The 26,136-nt window shown below is 28.2% G+C and carries 14 protein-coding genes; all 14 read right to left on the reverse strand.

The genetic code is table 11. The annotated features are described in order from the left end of the window. Nucleotides 1-2: 2 nt before the first annotated feature. Entirely contained in the window at nt 3-737 is a 735-nt protein-coding gene (locus J2Z38_RS03275) for an energy-coupling factor transporter transmembrane component T (RefSeq protein ID WP_154272566.1), read from the reverse strand. Continuing rightward, the gene (locus J2Z38_RS03280) at nt 737-1,318 is read right to left on the reverse strand and encodes an MptD family putative ECF transporter S component (protein ID WP_010815644.1); all 582 of its coding nucleotides are present in this window, start codon (nt 1,316-1,318) and stop codon (nt 737-739) included. The genes J2Z38_RS03275 and J2Z38_RS03280 overlap by 1 nt, the downstream gene beginning before the upstream one ends. Before the next feature lie 81 nt (nt 1,319-1,399). After that, the gene (locus J2Z38_RS03285; RefSeq protein WP_209772375.1) at nt 1,400-3,133 is read right to left on the reverse strand and encodes an ABC transporter ATP-binding protein; all 1,734 of its coding nucleotides are present in this window, start codon (nt 3,131-3,133) and stop codon (nt 1,400-1,402) included. Then, nucleotides 3,130-4,872 (reverse strand): ABC transporter ATP-binding protein, encoded by a 1,743-nt coding sequence (locus J2Z38_RS03290; protein ID WP_209772378.1) that lies wholly within the window; start codon nt 4,870-4,872, stop codon nt 3,130-3,132. Before J2Z38_RS03290 ends, J2Z38_RS03285 begins: the two co-directional genes overlap by 4 nt. Nucleotides 4,873-4,941: 69 nt before the next feature. Continuing rightward, nucleotides 4,942-5,565 (reverse strand): TetR/AcrR family transcriptional regulator, encoded by a 624-nt coding sequence (locus J2Z38_RS03295; protein WP_209772395.1) that lies wholly within the window; start codon nt 5,563-5,565, stop codon nt 4,942-4,944. 119 nt (nt 5,566-5,684) lie between these two features. After that, on the reverse strand, nt 5,685-6,374 hold the full coding sequence (locus J2Z38_RS03300) for an alpha/beta hydrolase (protein WP_209772397.1): 690 nt from the start codon (nt 6,372-6,374) through the stop codon (nt 5,685-5,687). A 4-nt stretch (nt 6,375-6,378) separates the two neighbouring features. Beyond that, the gene (locus J2Z38_RS03305) at nt 6,379-8,490 is read right to left on the reverse strand and encodes a class I SAM-dependent methyltransferase (protein WP_209772399.1); all 2,112 of its coding nucleotides are present in this window, start codon (nt 8,488-8,490) and stop codon (nt 6,379-6,381) included. A 19-nt stretch (nt 8,491-8,509) separates the two neighbouring features. After that, nucleotides 8,510-13,873 (reverse strand): AMP-binding protein, encoded by a 5,364-nt coding sequence (locus J2Z38_RS03310; RefSeq protein WP_209772401.1) that lies wholly within the window; start codon nt 13,871-13,873, stop codon nt 8,510-8,512. Between the two features lie 19 nt (nt 13,874-13,892). After that, nucleotides 13,893-14,942 carry a Gfo/Idh/MocA family oxidoreductase gene (locus J2Z38_RS03315; protein WP_225304602.1) on the reverse strand — a complete coding sequence of 350 codons (1,050 nt, stop codon included), beginning with the start codon at nt 14,940-14,942 and terminating at the stop codon, nt 13,893-13,895. Between the two features lies 1 nt (nt 14,943). Further along, nucleotides 14,944-16,017: a saccharopine dehydrogenase family protein gene (locus tag J2Z38_RS03320; RefSeq protein ID WP_099320407.1), complete on the reverse strand. Its 1,074-nt coding sequence runs from the start codon at nt 16,015-16,017 to the stop codon at nt 14,944-14,946. Continuing rightward, on the reverse strand, nt 16,014-17,390 hold the full coding sequence (locus J2Z38_RS03325) for a phosphopantetheine-binding protein (protein ID WP_099320406.1): 1,377 nt from the start codon (nt 17,388-17,390) through the stop codon (nt 16,014-16,016). Before J2Z38_RS03325 ends, J2Z38_RS03320 begins: the two co-directional genes overlap by 4 nt. A 24-nt stretch (nt 17,391-17,414) precedes the next feature. Next, on the reverse strand, nt 17,415-18,872 hold the full coding sequence (locus J2Z38_RS03330; protein WP_209772407.1) for a condensation domain-containing protein: 1,458 nt from the start codon (nt 18,870-18,872) through the stop codon (nt 17,415-17,417). Then, nucleotides 18,869-19,933, reverse strand: a complete 1,065-nt coding sequence (locus J2Z38_RS03335; RefSeq protein ID WP_154541799.1) for a Gfo/Idh/MocA family oxidoreductase — start codon at nt 19,931-19,933, stop codon at nt 18,869-18,871. Before J2Z38_RS03335 ends, J2Z38_RS03330 begins: the two co-directional genes overlap by 4 nt. Before the next feature lie 22 nt (nt 19,934-19,955). Then, on the reverse strand, nt 19,956-26,129 hold the full coding sequence (locus tag J2Z38_RS03340) for a non-ribosomal peptide synthetase (protein WP_209772410.1): 6,174 nt from the start codon (nt 26,127-26,129) through the stop codon (nt 19,956-19,958). Nucleotides 26,130-26,136 lie beyond the last annotated feature (7 nt).

A 26,136-nucleotide genomic window follows, 5' to 3' on the forward strand; every position in this document is an offset into this window, starting at 1 on the left:
TGCTATCCCCTCCTATATAAAAATAGTCCTGTAAAGGCAACTGAAAAGAGTAAAATTAATAAATCATATATAGTAAACTTTACTTTTACCACAGTACTTCTCTTTTTCAAAGCTCCCAATCCTCTACTTATTGCTGCCGCCGACAATTCATCACCTATTTTTACAATAGAAACGATTAAAGGTATTGTTACATATTCCAAGTATAAGCTTGGATTTTTCCACGCCTTTTTATTTTTAAAGCTAATTCCTCTCATTTTCATAGCAGTCTTAATAGAATTGTGTTCTTCTTTCAAAGTTGGAATAAACCTGAATGCAACTGCTGTTGGAATAATAAATGCATTGGGAATTTTCCACTTTACCATGGCTGCTATAAACTCGCTCGTTTTTGTAGACATTACAACATAATAGCCCAACATAAAAATTGGAAATAGTCTTAAAATCAAGGCATTCAACAATACTGAAATTGTATTTATGAGTGTAGGCAATGTGTACATATCTTTCGTAAAGTGTGCCATAATAGCCAAAGTAAATAGCCCTCCATAAATGAAAGCTATCTTAAATTGTTTATTAGATAATAATAATGCTATTGCCACAATGGCGGATATAAGGCTAACTAAAATATCCTTATATCCGATAGACATTATGGTTGTTATAAATATCATAAATAAAATTTTAGTACGAGGATCTAAGAAAAAGCCCTTTGGTTTATTCGGTTTATATACCTCATACTCTTCCATTAAATGATACCCGCTCTCTCGAAGTGTTTCTTAAGCATTTTCCTCCCTAAATTTGCACCAATAACTGAGCCGATAAAAATAATTCCAAATGCAGCAATCCCCATCCAAGAAGGCATATATTTTGCGAGTGCAAGTGCATATTGTTCTCCCATTTGTTGCTTAACACCTTCCATATAGGTATCTGCCATTACCCACATTGGCATTTGACAACCTATCATTCCGCAAGAAAATAGCCAAAATCCAATAACATTCTTTTTAAAACTCTTAAAACCACCTGATTTCATAACCAGATCACTGATAATGCCAAATGGGATATATCCTACCAATGCTAACCATGTATAGCCCATAAAATACCAAAACACACCGATAATAATTGACATAATCGTAACCATGCCAAATTTTTCTATTTTGGTTAAAAACAACATAAAGGGAATTCCTGTGACTATAGGAATTAGAAGATAGATAGCTGGGTATAAGATAGGAATTGCATTCATCATCCCTACTACAAAAAACAGAACTAAATAAATAGCTGTATAAATTCCTACATTGATTAGATCTTTAGCTGACAATCCTTTTTTCATTTTTTTTAATCCTCCTTAAATTAAAATAATACAAATCTACATGAGCTATATTTGAATAATTCTCATATAAATCATTTTCACTTATGACAGTTTCCAATTAACTGCCTTTTGTCGTGCCTCAACAAAATTTTTATAGATACCTTCTGCTTGAATTAGCTCTTCATGTGTGCCTTTTTGATTTATTTTTCCATTTGCTAAAACAAGTATTTGGTTTGCATTTTTTATTGTCTTTAGTCTGTGTGCTATCATTATTACTGTTTTATTTCTTGTGAGTTCCTCCATAGCAACCTGCAATTTATCCTCATTTTCAGGGTCTACATTTGCAGTAGCTTCATCGAAAATAATAATAGGTGCATTCTTTATCATTGCTCTTGCAATTGATATTCTTTGTCTTTCTCCACCAGATAGACTTGCACCTCCCTCTCCTATAACTGTTTCATATTGTTCAGGAAGCTTCATAATAAATTCATGACAACACGCCTTCTTTGCGGCTTCTATAACTTCCTCATGTGTAGCATCCGGCTTGGCAAACTTTATATTGTTCTCAATAGTGTCTTGAAATAAATAAACATTTTGAAAAACCATACTAATTTGTCTCATTAATGACTCCAATGAATATTCTTTAATATTGTGTCTACCTATGCTGATTTCTCCTTTCTCTACATCCCAAAATCTCGCTATCAAATTGCAAAATGTAGTTTTTCCAGCTCCTGAAGGCCCAACTATAGCTGTCATTTGGTTTTGTGGTATCTTGACCGAAATATCATCGAGGATTTTTTTACCTGAATATGAAAACTCTACATTATCAAAAGAAATATCGAAAGTAGTAGGCTTTATGTCTTTTCCATCAATATCCATCTGTGGAAATTCCTCTAACTTCCTTGTTTGCTCAATAGATCCACTAACAACTCTGAGAGAGGTTGTTGCACTTCCTGCCAATTTTATTTGAGAAAAAGCAAGAAAAGAAATTATAATCGTCATAACTGTATTTAAGAATGAGAGTTCTCCATTGATATAAAAGAAAATACCTGCACCTATTATCAAAATGCTAAACAAATCCAAAAGAATATTTTGCAAAATCGTATAAGGTGTAAACAGTTTTTCACAATCAAGATTTATTTTTCTACTATTTTCAATAGCACCTCTGACTTTTTCATCTCCTTTCCCTGTTAAATTGAAAGATTTTATAACAGACATTCCTCCAATTTGCTCTAAAATGGCATCAACTAATTTAGCAGATGCTTTTTGTCTTTTAGGAAGAACACTCCTTGATTTGCTTTCCATTTTTGAGAGAACAAATAAGTACAATAGACATCCAATTGCAACAATAAAACCTATTCTCCACTCAAATGCTAAAATCATTATTGTAAATATTATCGTGTTTATAAAACCTGATAATGTATTTACCATAACCATTGCGGCGGTATTTTCTACATCTTCTAAAACAGTTGTAGAAATTCCAACCACTTCACCAATATTGTTTTCATTGAAAAATCCCATAGGAATTTTTTTGAGCATTTCTCCTATTGCTACTCTTTTATTTGCCACCATAAAATAACTTGCATGGCATTGCTGTAACTGTGAATAATAATTTGCAACACTTCTGCCAACTATGCTTATAACAAGAAGTATCAAAGCAATCCATGCAGGTGTCATACTCATATTTTTTTCAACAATAGCTTTAACAATAATGTATATTGCACTGATTTGGAGCATGTGAAAAATTGCAAACAAGAAACTTACCCATATAGAATGGTATACATTTTTCTTCTCATCACCTGAGAAATCTAAAATTTTCTTTAAGGCACTTATCATTTTATTTCACCATCCTTTACTCCAATATGAGCATTCCACATCTTTTGGTATAACTCAGAATCTTCCATAAGTTCTTCATGCTTACCATGTGAAACAAGCTCTCCATTCTCAATTAAGAATATTTGTTCTGCATCTGTTATAGTTGATAACCTATGAGCAATAATAATCACCGTTTTATCTTTTATAAGCTTTGATAAAGCTTGCTTTATAATCACTTCATTTTCAGGATCTATATATGAAGTAGCTTCATCAAGTATTACTATAGGTGCATTTTTGAGCATTGCTCTTGCAATTGATATTCTTTGTCTTTCTCCACCAGAAACATGGCTCCCACTACTTCCGACAACCGTATCGTAACCATGTTCCATTTTCATAATAAAATCATGACAACCCGATTTCTTAGCAATGTCTTCTACTTCTTTATCACTGGCACTTGGATTACCCATTCGGATGTTTTCCCTAATACTTTCGTTGAACAAAAAATTATCCTGAGAAACAAATGCAGTTGAACTATATAATTGCTTTAATGGAATTTCCTTAAGATTGTATCCACCAATATTTATATTTCCTTCCGTAATATCCCAATATCCAGCTATTAATTTTGCTAAAGTTGACTTGCCACTTCCACTTGGCCCAACAAAAGCCACTGTTGTCCCTTCTTTTATGTTTAGGGATATTCCATGAAGAATTTCTTTTTCTTCTTCATATCCAAACTTTACATTTTGTAAATCAATATTATATTGCTGGATAGTCACTTCTCCATCAGAATGCTTTTGTTCTTTTCCTTCTAAAATTGAGTTAATAGAATTAGCAATAGTTCCTATCTTAGCAAGACCATCAACAAAATTGATTGTTTCAAGTAAAGGTCCTGCAATACCTAAAGATAGAATAATAACAGATATAAATACTTCTGCACTCAAACTGCCACTAATGTAGAAATACCAACCAAATGGAAGCACTGTTATCATTGTAGTAGGAGATATATTTTTAGATAAAGATACAGGTAACTGGCAGCTCTTCATCCATTCATAAAAGTATCTTGCATTTGCAATGACTTTATCTTTGTACTTTGCGTACGATCTCTTGTCTTGATTAAATGTTTTTATCACTTCTATTCCATTGACATACTCAACAATTGCAGAATTCATTTCTCGATTTACCTTTACAGATCCTTCATATTGAACAGCATAATTTTTCATTACGAGTCCCATAAAAAGCATCCCCACAGGAATGGATACTAATGATAAAAGAGCCATTCTCCAATCAAGAAATAATAAGTAAATAAATATACTCAAAGAGCCTAATAAATTTGAGGTCATTTCAGGTAAAAGGTGTGCCAGAGGCTTTTCCATACTTTCAACTTGATCAACCATAATTTGCTTAAAATTTCCACTTGGAACAGAGATTATTTCCCCTAATGGCATCTTTGGGAGTTTTTCAAGCATTCTTAAACGAACATCTTTCAGTACATTAAAAGTTGCTTTATGAGATACAGATAAAGCCATAGAGTATAAAAATGATTTTAAAATATAAGATAACAATCCTATTCCTAGCCATAAGGAATAAATTTTAAAATCCTCATTTCCCTTTAACAATTCAACTAAAATACGACTTGCTGCAATATATGGAACAATCCCTGCAATAACACCGATACTCGCTATAAATACAGATGTTTTTAACTTTGAATGTTCCTTTTTTGCAAGTTCCCACAATATAGTAGCAGGACTTTTTTGTTTCATAATCAACACCTCCAAATAAAATAACTTAATTAGCTAACTTAGTTATCATTTATGCAAAAAAACTACCCCTTAAAATCCTTGCAATTTTTTCCACCCCTCACGAAAAAATCTCGCAACGATTTCTGAGTTTTGTTTAACCTCTTCAATATTGTCAGAATGCATAATAATTTCACACAATGCATTAATATATGCATGATTAAGTAAGTGCATTGATTTTTCAGATATATTAATGCATTTATAATTATCTTTTAAAACTATTTTTGAGATTTTATTTCTATTTAAATCTTCCATTTTTACTAATTTTTCAATGAAATTATCATATTTTGTTCCATACGCTTTATACACTAAAAGTTCAAATATATCTTTTTTTCTAAATATATATATTGCGGTTTCGATTGATCCAGCAATATTAATTTCAGCTAAGTCTTTAATGTGTTTCTCATCAATACTTCTAAACGATTCTTCTTCGAATTTTGTATATAAATCTAAAATTTCTTTAGCGAGTGGTTCAACTAAGGCAACAAATAGAGCTTCCTTATCCTCAAAATGTCTATAAAAAGCCCCTGTAGTAACACCGGCATCTTTACATATCTTTCTTAAATTAGCTCGTTCATATCCATCATTTAAAAAATTAATTTTCCCACTTTTCAAAATGTTTTCGTGTGTAACATCAAATCCTTTCAGATTTTTCATGTTATTCACCTCTTCCTATATACAGATAACTTTGTTATATAAAATAATACCATATATTCCATTTTGAGTCAAGAGAATTTAGAAGAGCCATGATTTTTATGCGTTTACAACATCCATATTCATGAACGATTATTTTGTAAGAATAAATGTATGTCTTCGGCAACTTTTTCCCAATCTGGATCAAGCATACAATCATGACATAATTCATTATAAATCTTCAAAGTTGCACCATAATAATTCATAGTATCAATTAGAGACTTTACAGGTATGCATCTATCATTTTTTGAGCCAATTATAAAAGTTGGTACAAATTTGTAAAATAATTTAATAGAAGAATATGTTAATGTCAACAATCTTATATTTTTAGCTTCTTCTTTCATTTTAGCTACATATTCTTTAGCTTTATCTACTCTGCCAGAAAAGAAAAGTTCTTCCTTCGTTTTTCCGTAATAATTAAAAGAAATTTTTATAGCATTCAATAACCTATTACTAATTGGATAAGGTGAAAGTAATACTATTGCATTTACATTATTAATATTTTTATTATCTTGTAAATATTCATTTAAGATTAAATTGCCCATTGAATGAGAAACTATCGCTAATTTACTATTATTTTCTCTTTTTATCTTTCTTATAATTTCTTCTAATATTAAAACAGAGTTTCTAACATTTCTCGCATTTTTAGACAGAACGTGGATATTAACACTATAGCCTTTCTTTATAAAATATTTAGTAAAATTTTCATCCCAACACCATTCAGCATGTGATGCTCCACATATAAAAACAATATTATATTTTTGTGTTACCATATTTTCACCTCACTTTATCTTTAATTATTAATAACTTTTGCCCAAATATATTCAAATTGAAATTTTCTCTAGGGAAAATACTAAAATCAAAATCCCCACATCGATTAATAAGTTCTATCCAATCATTTAATTCTAAAAAAGTGCTATTTTTAATCTTTCGTATATCATCAGGTTCTTCCATCATAAATACTTGTGATACTAGCATCTCAATTGGATTACCTATTGGTTCTGTAATCAACATTACTCCATCTGGTCTTATCTTTTTTAAAAATGCCTTCATTACTTTCTCAAGATTACTAGAATTATTTAAAACCCCTGCTGCAATAATAATATCTACCTTATCTAAAGATTCTATCTCTTCTAAATTATCAATATTAAGCCTTAAATACTTAATTGCTGAATTATTTTTAAACTTCTCTTTTCCAATATCTAAAAAGAACTTCGAAATATCAGTATATAAATAATTTATTTTTTGTATCAAACTATATTCATTTAATTTTGTAATTACACTATCTGTTGACGCACCTATACCAGCGCCAACCTCAAGTATGGTTATTTTCCTAATCTTGTTTTCCAAATGTCGGTTTACATAATCAGCAACCTGAATTCCGATTATTTCGTTTAAAAATCTGTAAATTATATTATTTTTATACAGAGCTGTAGCATATTTTATATCAGCTTCCGGGAATAATATAGCATTACAATCAATTTCCCCATAAAACAACTCTTTCAAATTTTTTATATTTTCTCTGATATAATCTATTGAAGAGGGATCACCTAATTTCCAATCCCATAATTCACGCAACTCACAAAAAAGTTGTTCTGTATTGATTTGTAAATTCTTAGTCAAATAAAAACTTCCTTCATTATTTTCTATAAATCCATGCAAAACGAGCATTTTTAACCATCTTTTTACTATCTTACTATTTTTGCTATGGAAGCAGTTTTTAATGATCTTTTCCTCAGAATATTTTATATTTTGATCGATAAAAGCACCGTTGTCTTTAAAAAATTTAAATATTTCTCCTAATATATAAGTATCCAACGTTTCTTTATACTTTAATAAATATTCTTTCGAGATATATGAATAATTCCTCTCTATATTAGCAATTTCTTTACTCATATTTATTGTAACTGAATTATTATAATTAAATCCATCTCCTTGTTTCAAAGTTTGAAACCCATTATTTTTTCTTTTATATTCTCCTATTCCTGTCATTTTATCACATGATAATACTTTATTTATATCTTGAATAAAAGATAAATCGTTTAATGCTTCTTGAATATGAGAGCGATAATTAATTTCATTTATATCTATGCCCTCCTCAATAACTGTACTTAAATTCAGTTTATAATTGTTCTCCAATGTTTGATTACAACCGCTAATATTTCCTGCTGTTTTTTTTATTATATTATCACCATATAATATATTTTTTTGAATAAAGTTAATTGTTATGCAACAATTTTTTGTGAAAATTTTTAACTCATCATTGTACGCAGTAAATTGATATTCTTCATTAAGATTCGGTCTATATATTCTTATGCAAAACGGAACACTTGCAATATATCCCGAAAATGATTTTATCATTGAATTACCATGATTATTTGTTATATTTACTTTTTGGTTTGTCTTCAATCCTTCTTTCAGTATTTTAAAGATATAATATATCAAAAACTTTGAAAATAGCCCATCAATATATAAAATATTATTCTTACTAAATTCTTCATATATCGTATTTGTACACTGTTTAAAAAAAATATCATTTTCACTTGGTATTTCTGGAATATAATAAACTTTTTTATTGTTTGCTATTTTTACACAACTTTTTATTTGATTTACATCCAATGGCATCTGATCAACTATAGAAATTCCGGCTTCTAACAATTCCATTCTTAAATAGGGATTGTTAGAAGCTATCAAGGATTTTTGAGGAATATATGCCCATTTAATATCTGATGGTAACTGAGAAACAAATTTGTATAGTTTTAGATTTTTAAAATAAGCATTTTTCTCAGCTAACTCATCTTCGGAATCTAATATACATAATTTAGTTTTTGCTTGCAAATAATGTAAATTTTCTGGATTACCACATATCAAAACATTTGACACCTTCATTTACATCTCCTTTAGACGTTTATTTTTTTATTAACATCGCCAATTGTTTAGCATTATTTTTATTTTGTACACAACTATAGTGATTTCCATCAATATAGAATTTGTTTATATCGCCTATAATTGAATCTTTCCATTTATCAACTAAATGCTCAATATATTTATATGCTCCTTTGTTATCTTTAGCAATATAATAATCAAGATCCCCAAAGAAAAGATCAGGATTATATTTTTGAGCTTCTATTGAATGTCTAAATATTTTATATAGATCAAACAAAGAGTACATAGATAACGCCTGTTTCTGCTTTTTATTAATAAGACTATGATACTTAATAAATCTATCACTCTGTATCATATTATTTAATTCTATAATAAGATTTTTATCTTCTTCATTATTAAAACAATCTAAAATATTTGATATCGTTAGTATGTTTTTATTAGTATCAATTGAAGTATAAATATCATCAAATATATCAATTTGTCTAATTCCCAAATCTTCTAAATTTATACCAAACGCATATATGAATATTAATTCAAGTGGTAATTCATCAAAACTATTCTCTGGAATTGTTCCGCCTTCAATTATAGATAAATTAACAACATTTATTCCCATTTCTAAAAGTCTTCTTGCCATTTCTATTGCTACGACTCCACTAAAACTATATCCTATTAGCTGCACTTCTTTGACATCAAATCCAACTATCTTTTTACAATACATATCCGCTAGCACCGGCACCAGGTTTTTCTTATCAAGTTCTAAATATTTTTTTATATTTGAAACTCCCAATATCAAAACATCTCCTGCATTTTGTTGGCATAATTCTGTAGCTAAATACTTGAAATTTTCCCAACTTCCAAAAGCGCCGTGTACAAGTACCCTTAACCTTGAGGCCTCCAAATTGTTTGAACCTTTAAAAATTTTTGTATATACCATTTCTTCATCACTATAATCTTTTTCTACATCCTTGTCATCACTTTCTTCAAGAAACGCAGAAATTTCGGATACAAAAGGAAAATTAATTATTTCTCTCAATAATTCTTCAAAAGAAATTTCCTTATTTAGCTTATTTTTCACTTCGGTTGCTATTTTTGCAATAATAAGTGAATCTGCCCCAAAGTCATAAAAATTTGATTCCAATGTTAAATCTTCAGCTTCCAACAAATTTTTGCAAATTTCAAGAATTTTTTCTTCAGTTTCAGATGTCGCTTCATTGTTAGCTGTATAAACTTTTTCTTCATTATTCTCAGCATTAATTATATCAAAATTCTTTTCCTGATCAATTTTGCCATTACTATTCAACATTATAGATTCTACATAGTAAACTTTAGATGGAATCATATAATTTGGCAAATATCCCTTAATACTCTCGTTTATTTTTTCTCTATCTATTTCCATAAACTTCGTTTTAAACTTTTTAATAAAAAGAGTTACCCCAAAAATCCCTAAAGATTTATTCTCATATGGAAATTTATAAACTTTATTGCTATCATCAACCGTAAGCAATATATTTTCCCATGTTTTTGTGTCTATAAATACAGTTTCTTCTCTTATGCTATCAATTGCTTCTTCCATCATTAATGCTTGCGATACCAGTAGCCAAGGTTCGTTTTTTATAGCTTCTGAGAATAACAAATATCCTTTAGGTGCCATCAATGTCTTAATGTAAGACATGCTTTTAGCAATATCTTTAACATTTTCCAATACATATGCTCCTATAATAATATCAAAATAATTTGGTTGTAGGCCATTTTTAATTGGATCTTCATTTATATCTAGTTGGTAAACTAATATATTCTTATTATTTTTAAAATTTTCTTTAGCCTGTGGTAAAAAATATTTTTGCAAATCTGTAAAATGATATTCATAGTCATGACCATTAAGTATTTTTAATAGTTTTTTTGTTGTTGCACCAGTACCTGCACCAATTTCTAAAACTCTTATCTTTTTCTTTTTATTGTACTTTAAATAATTTTCTAAAAACTGGCAATAATAGCCATTAATCAAGGCTGAATATATACTTTTTTCATAAAGAGATTCTGTATATTTCTTTGAGCCATTAGGATAAAGAATTCCTCTTGGATCAATCTTGTTTGTTAAAATGTTTTTTAAATTATCTATATTTTCCTTAATATAATACATTATATTAATATCTCCGAATGCATTATCCCACATTAAAATACAATTATTCCATAACTTATCTAATAATTCTTTCTTTATTATTTTAGGAATTACAATTGATTCTCCCTTTGAATAAATAACATTATTTATTTTTAGCTGAGTTATCCATTTATTTATAATTTTATGATATTTTAAATCTATATCAGTTAAATTTTTTTCATAATTATATAAATTTAAACCAATATTTTTTAATACCCCTAAATCTATCAAAGTATTTAACATCGAATTAAGGCAAACTATATCCCTTTGTTTGCAAATATATTGATAACAATCATAGTCTATATTTTTCTGAATATTTTCTTCTATTGCCTCAAACCCATCAAAATATTTATCGTATTGTTCGTCAACCTCACTAATATCAGCCCCTATTTTGGCAATAACTTCAATCGGTTTATCCTCATTATTATAGTTGACTCTAACAATTAAATCATCAATTCCTTCCTGTTTCATTAAGGTGTTTTTTATCTCTCCAAATTCTATTCTATTGCCTCTTATTTTCACCTGAGTATCTTCCGTACCTAAAAATTCTATTTCTCCATTTGATAAATAGCGAACCAAATCTCCAGTAGAATAAAGTCTGACATGCTTTAGAGGATGAATAAAGAACTTTTCTTCTGTTAACTTTTTATCTCCTAAATACCCATCCGCTAAGCCTCTACCAGCTATATATAAATTACCTTCGCAATAAACTGGACAATCTTCAAAATTTTTATCTAATACATAAATCTGTTGATTAGTGAGCGGTTTCCCATACGGAATGCTTTTCCATCCCTTTTTAATACCTTTATATTCATGATAGTTAGACCATATAGAGGCTTCTGTAGCACCTCCCAATACTATTATTTTAGATTCTACAAAAGTTTTTTGCACCGCATTAGGCATATTTAAAGGAATCCAATCTCTTGACAGCAATATTAGTTTAATAAAATTTTGTTTTTTTGATAAATTTTCTAAATAATTTAAATATAGTTTCATTAATTCTGGTATCATATTTAATATAGTCACGGAATTTTCTTCAATCAATTTATCCCAATGAGCAGGATTTAAATACTCACTTTCATCAGGATATACAATAGTTCCTCCAACTGATAACATTCCAAAAATATCATAAACAGATAAGTCAAAATCTAATTTTGATATTCTTAATATGCAATCTTTCTCAGATATTTCGAATTTTTGATTTATATCATATATAGTATTAAATACTGCACCATGATTTATTACAGCACCTTTTGGATTTTCAGTAGTCTCTGACGCAAACATGATATAAGCTGCATCAGTCGAATTGATATGTTCTATATTAAACATATTTATCAAATCTAACCTATAATTTACATCATCAATGTTCACAAAATTTCTTTGTCTGCTATCATAACAACTGCCATTCGTCAAAATAACTTTACAATTACATTGTTTTAAAATATTTTCTAATCTTTTTTCTTCTATATTAAAATCTACTGGAACATATATAGCTCCTACCATAAGTATTCCAAGAATAGTATAAACTTGACTTTTATTATGTGGTAGTTTTACAATTATATGCTCACCTTTTTTTACATTTTTTTCTTTCAATGCTAAAGCTATAGATACAGACTTATTATATAATTCTTTATAAGAAATTGAGCCTCTGGAGTCTATAATAGCCGCCTTATCTGGATAAGATTTTACTTTTTCTATAAAATCTTCTAATAATGTCTTATTATTAATTTTTTTATTTGTAGCATTAACTTTTTCTCTAATTTCACGTTGCCACTTAGGTAGATCAATTTCAAGACGTTTCTCCCAAAATTCTTCATTGTTCGATAAATTTATTAAAATCTTCTTAAACTCACTAAACATATCCTCCAACATATCATCTTCAAATATTCCTTCACGAACATCCCAATTAACCTGTAAACCTAATTCAGTATCCATAGCTTGACAATCAATAAATACTTGCGGTGTTTGAGATATTCCATACACATATCTTCCTATCAACCTCTTTTTAATTAACCCTATTGCACTTGTAAATACATACGGCGCTAAAAATTCTTTGGAATTATGCAGTTTAGCAATATCTCTTAATATATTAACTCCAGGATATGCACTATTATCTATTGAGCTGAATAATTCTTTATTAACTTCTCTTGCTAACTCTGAAAAAGATTCTTTTATGTTTTTTATCGAAATTACCGATGTATTTGTAAAATCTCCTACTAAATATTCTATATTTTCCCCTAAATTTTTCTTGTTAAATAAAGTTAAATTTATAAGAAATTCTTTTTCTGTACTCCATTTTTTTAGTACTTCACTATATACAGTCAATACTGATGCTGTCGGTGTTAAAGCATGGTTTTGAGCTAAAATTTTAAATTTATCCCACATATCCTTATCTAATGTTAAAGACAATCTTTTAAACTTACAAACGTCCGTTTCTTTTAGCGTTTTTAAAGGTATTACTGGAGATGTCTTTAATTTTCTAGTCTTTTGACTCCAATATGCTTTCGCATTCTTGTATTCCGAGTTTTCTTTTGTCTTTTCTTCACTTATTATATAATTCCTAAATGATATCTTAGATTGTCTATCATTCTCTATTCCTTTAAAATACTTCATCTCAAACTCTAATAAAAGTTGCCATATACTTGACCAATCACATATCATAAAATCCATCGAAAAGTGTAAAATTGATTTTTCTCCATAATTTGATACTCCAATATCAAACATCGGCCATTTTTCTAATTGATAAACTTTATCCTCTAACTGTTCTCTAATAGATATCCTATCTCCAGTAACAACCTCATATTCTGGAACTTTTTGTAGTATTTTTTGATATCCTTCTTTAAATATAACTGCCCTCAGCATTTCATGTTTATTTATCAAGTAATTCCATGTATCTTGTACTTTTGAAACGTCTAAATTATCATATAAAAATTCTTGATAAATGTGACAAGATACATTTCCATATGAATGTAAGTCATCTCTTCCATAAAGATATGATGTCTGAACTGGAGATAATGGAAATGGTGCATAATCATCTTTAACATCATATTTATTCTCAAGTTTTTTAATGTATTCTTTAAGTCCCTCTTTATTTAATTTTAATTCCATTAAAATATCTTCATCTAACTGACCATTTATGGATTTATATTTTAACTTTTCACCATCAACATACAACTCAATACCTTGCTTAGAATATTTTTCAATTATTTCTTTATAACCGTTCTCCATTATTTACCTCCTTATTAAATTATTCATCAAGAATTTTTATATCACTCAGCAAAAGCAGCTTCTCTTTACTAGTCTCAATAAACTTTGCATATCCCGCTTTTTTCTGCAAAATTTCCCATTTTTTAGATGTTGATAGTTCCCTGTTTACTCGACGAATATCAAGTTTGCCTGAATTCATATATTTCTTCATTTTAATCAATTCTGCTGTTATTGAATCAATCCAGTATGTTTGAAAAAATTTTGAAGTACTCGTTTCTTTTAAAGAATTCAAAACCTTGTAGATTGACTCTTTACCTATATTTAAATCGTCTTTAGCTCCTTTTAAATATGTTCTTGGACGCCAAGCAACATCTCCATAAGCATCATTTAGCGATAATACTCCATCTTCATAATAAAGTTTAAAACTATACATTAATTGCATATTGTAATCAGGTGTTTTGGGATTTAATTGATTATTGAATTCTATTAAAATAGGTAATTTCCCTATATTTCCATATAATATATCAAATGGGCCTAATCCCTTTATTATATTATTATCCAACTCTAAATCACCTAAAATACCAGAAATAGCTAATAAATCCAAAGCTACATATGATAATTGTGTAGAAAAAGAAACACTTATATATTCTAACTTAGAATATATATTTAATTTTTTTGCATACACTGCAAAGCTCTGCATATTTGATAAATTTGAATATAGATTTGCAGTCATGTAAATAAGGTTTTTCTCTCTTGCTAGCTTATAACATTTATATAAATGTTCTTGATAAACAGGTTGCTCTTGAATTACGTTTATTCCTTTATTTAGTAAATCTATGCACAATTCTGTTCCATCCCCACCTGTTCCCTCACTTCTAACAATAACGCAAGCTAAATCTATATCTGATGGCAATTCTTCAACATTAAAATACAGTGGTATATTATATTTCTTTGAAAATGTCTTTGACCTTTCACTACCTCTTCCGATAATACCAACAATTTGAAAATCTGATTCGGCTCTCTTTAATGCTTTTAAATAAAATTCCCCAAAATTCGTGCCACAAACTATGGCTTTCAATCTTTTTTTCATTTTATATTTCTCCTTCAAAGATATTATTCAATTTCAAATTTGTTCCTTTCATCAATTTGTAATAAAATGTTGTATCCATTTCCATCATCTTATCAAGTAAACTATTTAATAAAGGAAACTCACTCATATCTTTGATTTCAGTTTTATTACCATGTTCTAGAGCTAAAATGGAAACAGCTGCTACTGTTAGAGCCGTTAATCTAGTTGGTGAAATGCTTTTTAAAATCATATTAGCATCTATAGTATTTTTATTTTTTATTCCTGTTGCCTCTAAGATAAATCCTCCAAAATCTTTTTTTTCAATATTATCCAAATTGGATAAATCCACTAATTTTTGTGCCATTACATTTATATTTTCAATGTTATCGGAACGAATATTCTTTAAAAAATTGCAAACATATCCGTTCTTTATGCACATATAAAATATGGCATTTTCCACACCTATTTGCCTACAAACTTTAATAGTTCTTTTATCAATATACGGAAATGGCACCCATCTTTCGCTGCTTATTGGCAATGTTATTGTTTTATTTTCTGCCAAATATGGTTCTATCTTCCCTGAATTTAAGATTGATCTTGCATAAAACCCATCTTCACTTAAATATCTCAAGTATTCTTTGGCTGCATTATAAGTAAATTCTCCATTAGAGGCGTAATACATTTGAAAACTAAGGGTTTTATCAAAAACTCTAGAAATAATAACTGGCAATGCTTCTATTAATCCTGGCGATGAACCAACTCCATGATATATTGTTCCTCCTTCAAAAACAGATTTCTCATAGAAATTATAATAACTTAAGTCAATGAGAATACATTTGTTTTTATTAACTGTATCTATTAAATTAAATATTGATGAATCTGAATACCCTGAACAGTTTATAATACAGTCACATCCATCAACAAACTCAATACAAGTATTTATATCATCCAAATCTATAAACGCAAAAGTATTCTTACTCTTATAAACTTTTTCTTTTTTTCTATATCCCAACTTTATATCTTTGATGCCATAATCATTCAAAATTTTAGTACATTCTGAACCAATATCTCCAGTAGCTCCAATTATTCCTATCATATTTCACCTTCTACTACCTCCATACCTAACTGTTTTGAATTTATCAAATTTAACATTTTTTCAAATTCAGGATTTGAAAAAATTTCATTTAATTTTAGGTTGCATTTTAATCTTCTTTCTATCTCAACTAGAAGCTTTGTTGCAGATAAGCTATTTCCTCCAAGCTTAAAATAATTAGAATTTCTATCTACATCATCTATATCCAAATTTTGCATCCATATTATTTTTAAGATTTCTTCTAAATTTTCATTATGATTTTTTAATTGTTCTTTTATTGTTGCTTTATCAGAGACATCCACATCAAAAGAGTCCAATGACAGCAAAACAATCTTCTTATCGAAATCTAACCCAATTTCATTTTCTAAGTTATTTATCAACTCAAGATGATCTGTATAGTTTTCTGATTCGAGATAATAAGCAATATTATTTTCTATCGAAAACATAGTATTTTTTAAAAAATATTTTTTGGCTATTTCCTTAATGTAATCAACTTTATAAAAAAACTGCGTACGTTTTTCAGTTTCTACATTAAGATTTTTTTCTTGAAAAAATATGGCTGTAAGTATAGATATTGGATCCATTTTACCAAAATCAATTACATGAATTTTTCCGTTTCTTTTTAACATTAGTTTTGAGGTTTTGAAAAAAGATTCAACATCTTCAATTTGATGTAAAAAATTAACAGAAATAATGTGATCAAATCTACTTAAGTAATTATCTTTTAAAAATTTCTTATCATTGCAATCATTTAATAAAATTACATTGTTTAAATATTTAATTCTGCTGACTAAGTTATCTTTTATTGTGCAATCTACATCATTAACAATGCCTATTGTTAACCTTTTAATATCTTTACTTTCATTATTGATGTTTTTAATTAATTTATCTAATAAACTCTCAGTAAACTCACTTCTAATGCCTAGTTTTGCTGGGGATATTTCATTATCTAAAAGCAAAAGCTCTTTTTTATTATTATTCTCAAGTATATCTACAAATAAATTCTTTTTTAGTTGTAGTTTTCTATATAAAGAATCCTCTGCGATTTTTACTTCATTCATCTCATCTGCTTTAAAATCTTTCACATATTTCAACCAGTATTTAATTATATTTTCATTCTTGTTGTCTATTTTTATTTTTTTAACATTAATTTCAGTTAATAAATCTAATAAAAATTTTTGGACAAAATACTTTCTCTTTTTTACTTCATTGTCTGTATTAATATTATCAATATAATTTATCTTAAATTCCGATTTATCTTCCTCTAATTCTGGTTCAACCAGGAGCGTTTTAACATTTTCTTGTGAGATTATTGTTTTATATTTACCACTATAAATTCTTTTTTGATACTCAATATTAAACTTTTTTCTTTTCATATTATTCCCTCCATAGTTGATTTATCAAAAATTAGAGCATATTTCATTTGAAACATCAATATACTTACCTATCATCCAAATAATATCCTCTTCATATAATAATTCATCTATATAATCAAAAGTAATCACAATACTATCATCAATCATTCTTATATGATGATCTAGATAAACTTGAGGTGTTTGACTTAATGAACATATTTCATGGAATCCATTTTTACAATTGTTATAACTCTCTCCAATCATACAGGTAACTACTATTGGAAACAATTTATTTATTCCATTCTCTTGCCTAGCTTTATTTATAACATTAATCCCATCAAAACATCTATATTCTAATAACTTAAATATTTGTTTTTGGGTTTTTTTGATGGACTCTAATATAGATTTATATTCATCTTTATAGCTAATTAATCCTATATTTGTAAATTCTCCCAACAATTCATCTGCATTTTTAACTACTGGTAATTTCCCAAATAATGTTGTTGTTATTGTTAATTCGTCAGTCTCAATTAAGTCAGACAATACTTTCATATAAATAGTGATTAATATAGCAGACAACGTTACACCTCTTAGTTTTGAATAATGTATTAAATTGTCAGTTTGTTCTTTACTAAAACGATATTCTTTTCTTTTAAAATTGTATTCTTCTAAGTCATTAATCGGCATTTTTGTTCTTAAATTCGGTGCTTTTGGTAGTGTTTTTATCATTTTATTCCAATATTTTTCAGCCTCATCTAAAAGTCTCTTATTAAACGCAAGTTCCTTATATATTCTTAAATTCATTACATAATCTTTATAAGATACATCGGAAAAACTTATTTTTTCTCCTTCGTATAACGCAAAAAGCTTATATATCATATTACCTGCACTCCACGCATCTAATATAGAACAATCAAAACTTATGTGGAGTACATCATTTTTATTCCCGCCATTAATTTTCTTTCCAACTACGAATTTAAACATAGGCCATGTTTCGATATTATACTTCATATGCGATAAAATCTTTCGCATTTTATACCTATCCTCTTTAGAATTATATTGATATTTAAAAACTTTATATTCAGGAACTTTTTCCAGTATAATCCCTCTACCATCCGATAATAAAATCAATCTTAAAATATCATTTTTTCTAATCATCAAATTAATGTTTTTTTCAAGATTAGCAATATTTAAATTTTGCTTTTCAAATTCAATATAATAATGAGCATTAACTTTATTTAAAAATTCCCCATCTACTTGTCCAGCCATATATGCCAACTGAAGTGAACTCAATTCCAAAGTGTTTTCTTGTGCTTTTGATAAATATCTGAGTAAATCCTCTTTGTTAACTTTAATTTCGTTGATTACCTCTTCATTGTATAATTCTTTTTTGATTCTATATTTTAATTTTTTATCTTCCACAAACAAAAACATTCCCTGTTTTCTCAGCTCATTTACATAATCAAATAATTCTAAGTCTGTACTATCATTTTTTAGTTTCATTTTTTCATCCCTAAATTTTTTAAAGCTTGTAAATGGTTAAGATGTTCTTCACCAAATTTAACATTTTTAGGAAACCCTATTTCTTTCATTATTTCTCCCCATTTTTTCGAAACTATTATTTCCTTTTGCGTTCTTGTAATATTATTTTTTCTTTGTTTAACATTTTCAATAAATTTTTCAATTTCTTTCCTTATGGCATTCGGAAAAACATCATAAAGTATAGTTTCATATGTCAAGTTACTGTAATTTGCCAAGCTAAATTTTATTGGCTTATTTAAATAATTAACATCAATTTGTTTTGAATCTAACACAATATTATCAGATATATTCATTCTATCCCTCCATATTACAGATCCAAAGGTATCTTCAAGATCTAATCTTCCACTTTTATAAAAAAAAGTAATTTTATGAAGAAGATGCATATGGTTATTCCCATCCACATCAGAAACCTCATTATGAATTTGTAAGTTTACATCCAATTGCCCATTTGACAAAACAACACGATTAAAAGGGTATCTTTTCTCTGTTAACGTTGGAATTATATTAAAACTTCTAAGAAGAGGTAATGCTTCGTTCAGAATACCTATCAAAGAATAAAGAAGTTGCGAAGATGTCATGATATCTACATGTTCAAGAACATCTTTTTTATTTAAATATTTTGCAGCTTCAATAAATTTTTCAATAGTTTCCAATGAATTATATAAATTCCCTACTATATAATATGAGTTGAATTCATGAGCCAACTTTAAGCAGTTCTCTATCTCTCTATAATGAATTGGATGTTCCTGTATCACATGAATTCCTTTTTTTAAGAGACTCTCTGACAATTCAGTTCCCTTACCTCCCAATACAGAAGATTTAATTATAACAAATGCAATATCTATATTTCCTGGAATAGAATCTACATCAACATATAGTGGAACATTATGTTCTTCTGCACACCTCTTAGAACGACTACTTCCAAAAGCTAATATACCTACCAATTCAATATTATTTATTTTTTTTATCGCATTTATATAGGATTGACCAAAAGTTGTTCCACAAACTATCGCTTTCATCATAATGTTCCTCTCTCCAAATACATCATTTCAAAAAATCCATCAACTTTATTACCAAATTTTCAATATATGGAGTTTCCATAAATTCTCCTAATTCTAAATGAAAACCATATCGTTCCATTAATGTATTAGATAGTTGTATCATATTTAAAGAATTCCCTCCTAGTTTAAAGAAGTTATCTTCTTTTTTTATTTCTTCAATTTTTAAAATTTCTTTCCAAATTTCTGATATAGAATAAAGTAACTCAGTGTTCAGTTTATCTTCTGTTTTCTTGTTTGATTTATGAATATCTTCATCAGGTTCATTATTTTGATAAACTGATAAGTCTTCTCTAATACATACATTATTTTCAGTATCTTTATTTTCCTTATAATTAATTTTAGTGGAAAACGTATTGGTATTATTTATTATAGTATCCAATAAGTTTCCATAAGACTCAAACATCCTATCTAGCAACTGTGCCGTAAATATTTCATCAATGGAATCCCAAATTATTTTTAATTTGCCGTCCATTTCCATAACTTGATGATCAAGCCAAACTTGTGGTGTTTGAGAAATATTATATACAAGTTCTCCTAGCCAAGTATCTTTCCTGCCTTCAGACAAACCTAATCCACTTGTAAATACTATAGGCATTAAAGAATATCTATTGTTAGAGTATTTATTCCTTAATTCTCTTCCAAATTCTACAGCACTATATGAATTGTGTTTTGTATCTTCTAATAATTGTTTTTGCAACATTTTGGATTTTTCTAGCAATGAATCGCTAGTACAATTTTTTACTTCAAGAAATGTTAGGTTAGTAAAATCTCCTATGATTTTATTTATATCCGGATGAATTTGTTCCTTGTTAAACTGTGTAATATTTAATACAAATTCATCATTTAATGAATATTTCCTAATTATTTCAGAAAATAATGTTATTAATAAAATTGTCAATGTTATGTTATTTTCTCTTGCGATTCCTTTTAATTTATTCAATCCATAAGAATCAATGATTTTTTCTCTTCTATTAAAAGTTTGTTCTTCTATATCACTTTCTAACTTTGCTATTTCAAATTTAGGGGCTTCCAAAAATCCATTCAATCTATTCAGCCAATATTTTTTATCAACCTGATATTTAGATGTGTTTTTTACTTTTCTAATTTCTAAAACATAATCTCTAAATGAAACATCTGGTAATTCCTTATAAAAATTTTCATCATTATATCTTAATTTCAATTCATCTAGAATATAGAACATACTCCAACCGTCTAAAATAATATTATCTAAACTAATGTGGAGTCTGGATTTAATTTCATCTAAAATGCTAAGTTTGAAATTAAATATAGGCCATTTATCTATCTTTAATATTTCGTGAGACATAATATCTCTAGTCAATTTTAAAGCTTCCTCTTGTTCAACCTTATTAAGACATGATAAGTTATTAATATCTAACATAAATGGTGGAACTTTTTCCAATATCTGTTGTGTTCCATTGTTTAAAATTATCGCCCTTAACATAGAATGATACTTAATCATATCATTTATTATCTTTTGAAGTTTATTAGGCTCAATATTCAAACAATCTAATTCGAAGTAACAATGTGTTGCTACTGAACCTAAAGAATACATTTTGTTTCTTCCTATCCAATATGCAAATTGCACATCCGTTAATGGAAATGGCTCATTTATATTTTCAACATCAGGTATAATTTTTTGAAATGATAAATTTCTCTTTTTGTCAATTTTTTTAATATACTCTGAAAGTTCTCTCAAAACAGGATATTTGAAGATGTCTCCAATTGATATTTGTACACACAATTCTTTCTGTACTTCGGAAACAATTTTCGTCGCTGTAAGAGAATCTCCTCCTAATTGAAAATAATTAGAAGTCGATAATACATTCATATCATTTAAAATTTCTTTATAAATATTGACTAATTTCCTTGTAATTTCATCATACTTTTCTGTTTCATTTTTACCTTCAATACTTTTGCTATCATAACCAGAATCTTGATTATCATGTCCTTCTATCAATTTCCTTAATTCTTTTCTATCAATTTTACCATTTTTATTTAAAGGCATTTCTCCTACTATTACAAATTCAAATGGAATCATGTATTCAGGAAGCTTGTTCTTTAAAAATTTAATTAATTCATCTTGTTCAACATCTATTTTGTTATTTTTAAGAACATATATCATACTTCCCATTTTGTTAATTTCAGTCTCATTAGATAAATACTCAATTTTATATTTACAATTTTCACTTGCATTTTTAATGTTTTTAATATTTGGAATAATTTTTCCATTACGCTCTAACAAATCAAAATCAATAAAACCACGTTCTAATACAGATGCACTAATTTCTGGTAATAATAATTCATCATTTATTTCAGTTCCAATCACAACGCCCATAGGAGATAATATGGTTTTTATATTACGCAACATATCTGAAATATTATGAGAACGATGTAGTGAATTATATAATATGACAATATCAAAATTTTCCGTTTTAAAATTTTCCAAATACTTACTTGAAGAATTTATTTTTATAAACTCGAAACAAGTATATTTATTTTTTATGTCTTCAAACTCATTTGCAAAATATAGTGAATTGTCCGTATAAACATATTTTTCGATTTTATCTTCAAAGTTTGTAATTACCTCTTCTGTTAATTCGCTATTTCTTCCACCTATTTCTAAAATCTTAAGCTTTTTATTTTTGCCATCAAATACCATCTTTATAGTTTCAATAAGTTCATTTATATTTTCTCTATAATTTTTCAGTTTTCTCAAAAGTCTGGAAGGACTAAGTTTAGATTCAGAAGCATAAAACACATCAATAGCTTGTTTCTTACCCTGTATAATATCTACCACATTATTTTTGAAATTATCTAGGTTGACTGTTGTGTCTAATGCTATATCTATTTTTTTAAATAAGTAAATACCATCTTCTAAACTTATCATACTATGCTCTTGCAATAATAATAGCCATCTTTTTACGAGCAATTCGTATCCTATATCTATTTCTCCAAATTTCATTATTTCATCAAAAGAATACCTTTTTTCTTGACTAATACCCAAATCCATGAAAATAGAAAATATCAAACCTAAAACCATATTATTTTCACTATTTAGATACTCATCATAATCAATGTATTCAGATTTCAGTTTATTTATTTTTTCATTACTACTTAATCTAGTTAATGTATGATCCTTACTCTCATTACTTTCAATAAATGCGACCAATTGATTATTAGTGCCTATCTTAATAACATCAACAACAGCTTTATTAATTTTAGGATTTCCAATTAAAGCATCTTCAATTTCTCCAAGTTCTATTCGATGCCCTTTAACTTTTACCTGATTATCAAGCCTTCCTAAAAATTCAATAGTTCCATCATTCCATGTTCTTCCAGCATCTCCAGTTCTATACCATTTAACTCCATCCGATTCTACAAATTTCTTTTCTGTTAATTCCTTATCTCCCCTATATCCCTTTGCAACACCAACCCCACCAATTAACAATTCTCCTTTAACATAGTTAGGACATATTCTTCCTAAACCATCAACTACTCTATAGACTTGGTTCTTTAACGCTTTTCCATATGGAATAGAAATCCAATTTTTAGGTATTTCCTTTGGAATATTGATATAATTTGACCAAATGGAAGCCTCTGTTCCTCCTCCCATTCCAACTACAAGAGAATTTTTGCTTCTGTTATAAAATCTTTTAGGTAATGTTGTTGCAATCCAGTCTCCAGAAAGAAAAACTAATCTCAATGGAATAGAAACATCTTTACCCTCTGCCATAGTTACTAGCATATCAAAAAGAATTGGCACCGAATCCCACATTGTTACTTCATATTTTTCAATAAGTTTTAACCAAAGTTCCGGATCTTTGAAATTATTATCATCTAAAGTAATGATGGTTCCTCCAGCCGATAATATTCCAAAAATATCATAAACTGATAAATCAAAATCAATTGCTGATACCATTATTACGCTATCATTGGCATTTACTTCATATCTTTCATTTAAGTCATTGATTGTATTAACAGCACTATTGTGTGCAATTTCCACACCTTTAGGAATTCCCGTCGTTCCTGATGTCATAATTACATAGGCTGTATCAAACGGACTAATATTGACAGGTTTTTCAATTATACTTTGAATAGTTGATTGATCCATATCAACAAATGTGATATCTGTATCATCTAAATTAAAATCCCTTATTGTATTTTTATTGGATAAGACATGTTTTATTCCTATCTGTTCATATATTTTCCTTCTTCTTTCGTTGGGTTGATTAATACCGATAGGAACATATGCTGCGCCAGCAAATAAAATTCCTAAAATACCAACTATTTGACTATATCCCCTTGGCAATGTTATTCCCACGTAGTCATTCTTTTTTACTCCAAAAGAAATTAAATTTGTTGCAATAATTAACGCCTTTTTGTATAAATCTCCATAAGTTAATTCAATACCGGATTGTGCATCCACGATAGCAACTTTTTCCGGGTTTACTTTAATCCTATCAAGAAATTCTGTATAGAGAGTTTGTTTAGGGTAACTCAAAGGCAAAATATTTTTTAATTCTTTTTCTCTATCTTCAATCTGATTCAACGGAAGAATTTCAGGTAATCTATACCAATTTTCATTATCACTTAATGATTGTAATAAAGTGTATAAAGAGTCGAACATATCATCAATCATTCCATCTGGATATAATTCATCAACCACATCCCAGCATAATACAATCTCATCATCTACTAAATAAGTTTGAAAATCGAGCCAAACTTGTGGAGTTTGTGATACCATATAGTTTATTTTCCCGAATATTTTTCTTGTTTCCTGAGTCTCTAAAGGATAATCTATATTACAAGCAAACACCACAGGTGCAATATTGATAGTTTTTCCAACTTCTTTATAAACATCTCTTAGTACCTGCACTCCAGAGTATGAGCTGTGAGAGGCATTTTCTAAAAATGTGCCAGATATAGTTTTCACTCTATCTAAAAATTTTTCATTCTTTCTTTCACACTCAACTAATAGAAGATTAGTAAAATCTGCAACCATTCTTTTAACACTATTATCATTTACATCTCTATTGAATAATGGCACATTGATCACAAATTTTTCTTGATTTGTCCATCTTTCAATAATCATTGAATATGCTGATAACAGAACCATTGATGGGGTAACTTTATTTTTATATGCATTTTCTTTAATCTTAATCCAGTTTTCTTTGCTAATAATTTTCTTTCTTCTTGAAAAAACCACTTTTTCAATCATTTCTGGTTTTTTGTTAATGGGTAAGTTAGATGCCTCTAAAGGAAAACTGGATTCAATTTTTTTCTTCCAGAATTCCTTATCTTTTTTGTATATTTCGTCATCTATTTTTCGTTCCTCCAGATAATTTTTAAAAGTATAATTGCTATCTATTGAAACTTTATCTTCTCCGCAGTACAGCTCTACAAGTCTACTCATTATAATGCCTATGCTCATTATATCTGCAACTAGAATATCAATATCTAAAAATATTCTATGTTTTTTATCCTTTAGTAACGCAATGCTAAGGCTAGCTACTTCTCCAACTTCTATATCAAATTTTCTATGAGACATTTCTTTTCTCATTTCCAATAGTTTTATGTCTGCATCTTCTTCAGATAGTGAAGTATAATTAAAAATTTTAACTTCTTTTGAGTATGGTTCTTCCATAATTTGCTGAGTACCATTACGGTTAAATTTTGCTCTAAGCATTGGATTTTCCATTTGTAAACAGTTCCAAGCAGCAGTTAATTTATCTGTTACAATCTCTTGTCCATCAATTTCTAAGTATGCGTGACACCCAACACCACCTAGAACCTGATCTTCTTCTCTCCCTACAAAATAAGCATACTGTACATCCGTTAAAGGGAACTCTTCCGAAATATTCTTTTCTCTTGATTCAGTCTTTTTATCAATATTTTTAATATTTGCTTTTTCAATAAGTCTAATCCAATCTTCAAGTGTAGGATTTTCCATTAGTTTTGCAAACGATAATTTTAACCCTAATTTTTTAAGCTCTGAAACTATTTGCATGATTTGGATAGAGCCTAAACCCTTTTCAATCAAATTGTCTTTTCCTGAAGGTTTAAATCCATCTAAGTTTGCTTGTAACACTTCATCAAGAAGTCGTACTGCCTGTTGTCTAGTTTGATATGTTTCCATATTGTAG

The sequence above is a fragment of the Anaerococcus degeneri genome (genome assembly GCF_017874475.1).
Lineage (GTDB): Bacteria > Bacillota > Clostridia > Tissierellales > Peptoniphilaceae > Anaerococcus > Anaerococcus degeneri.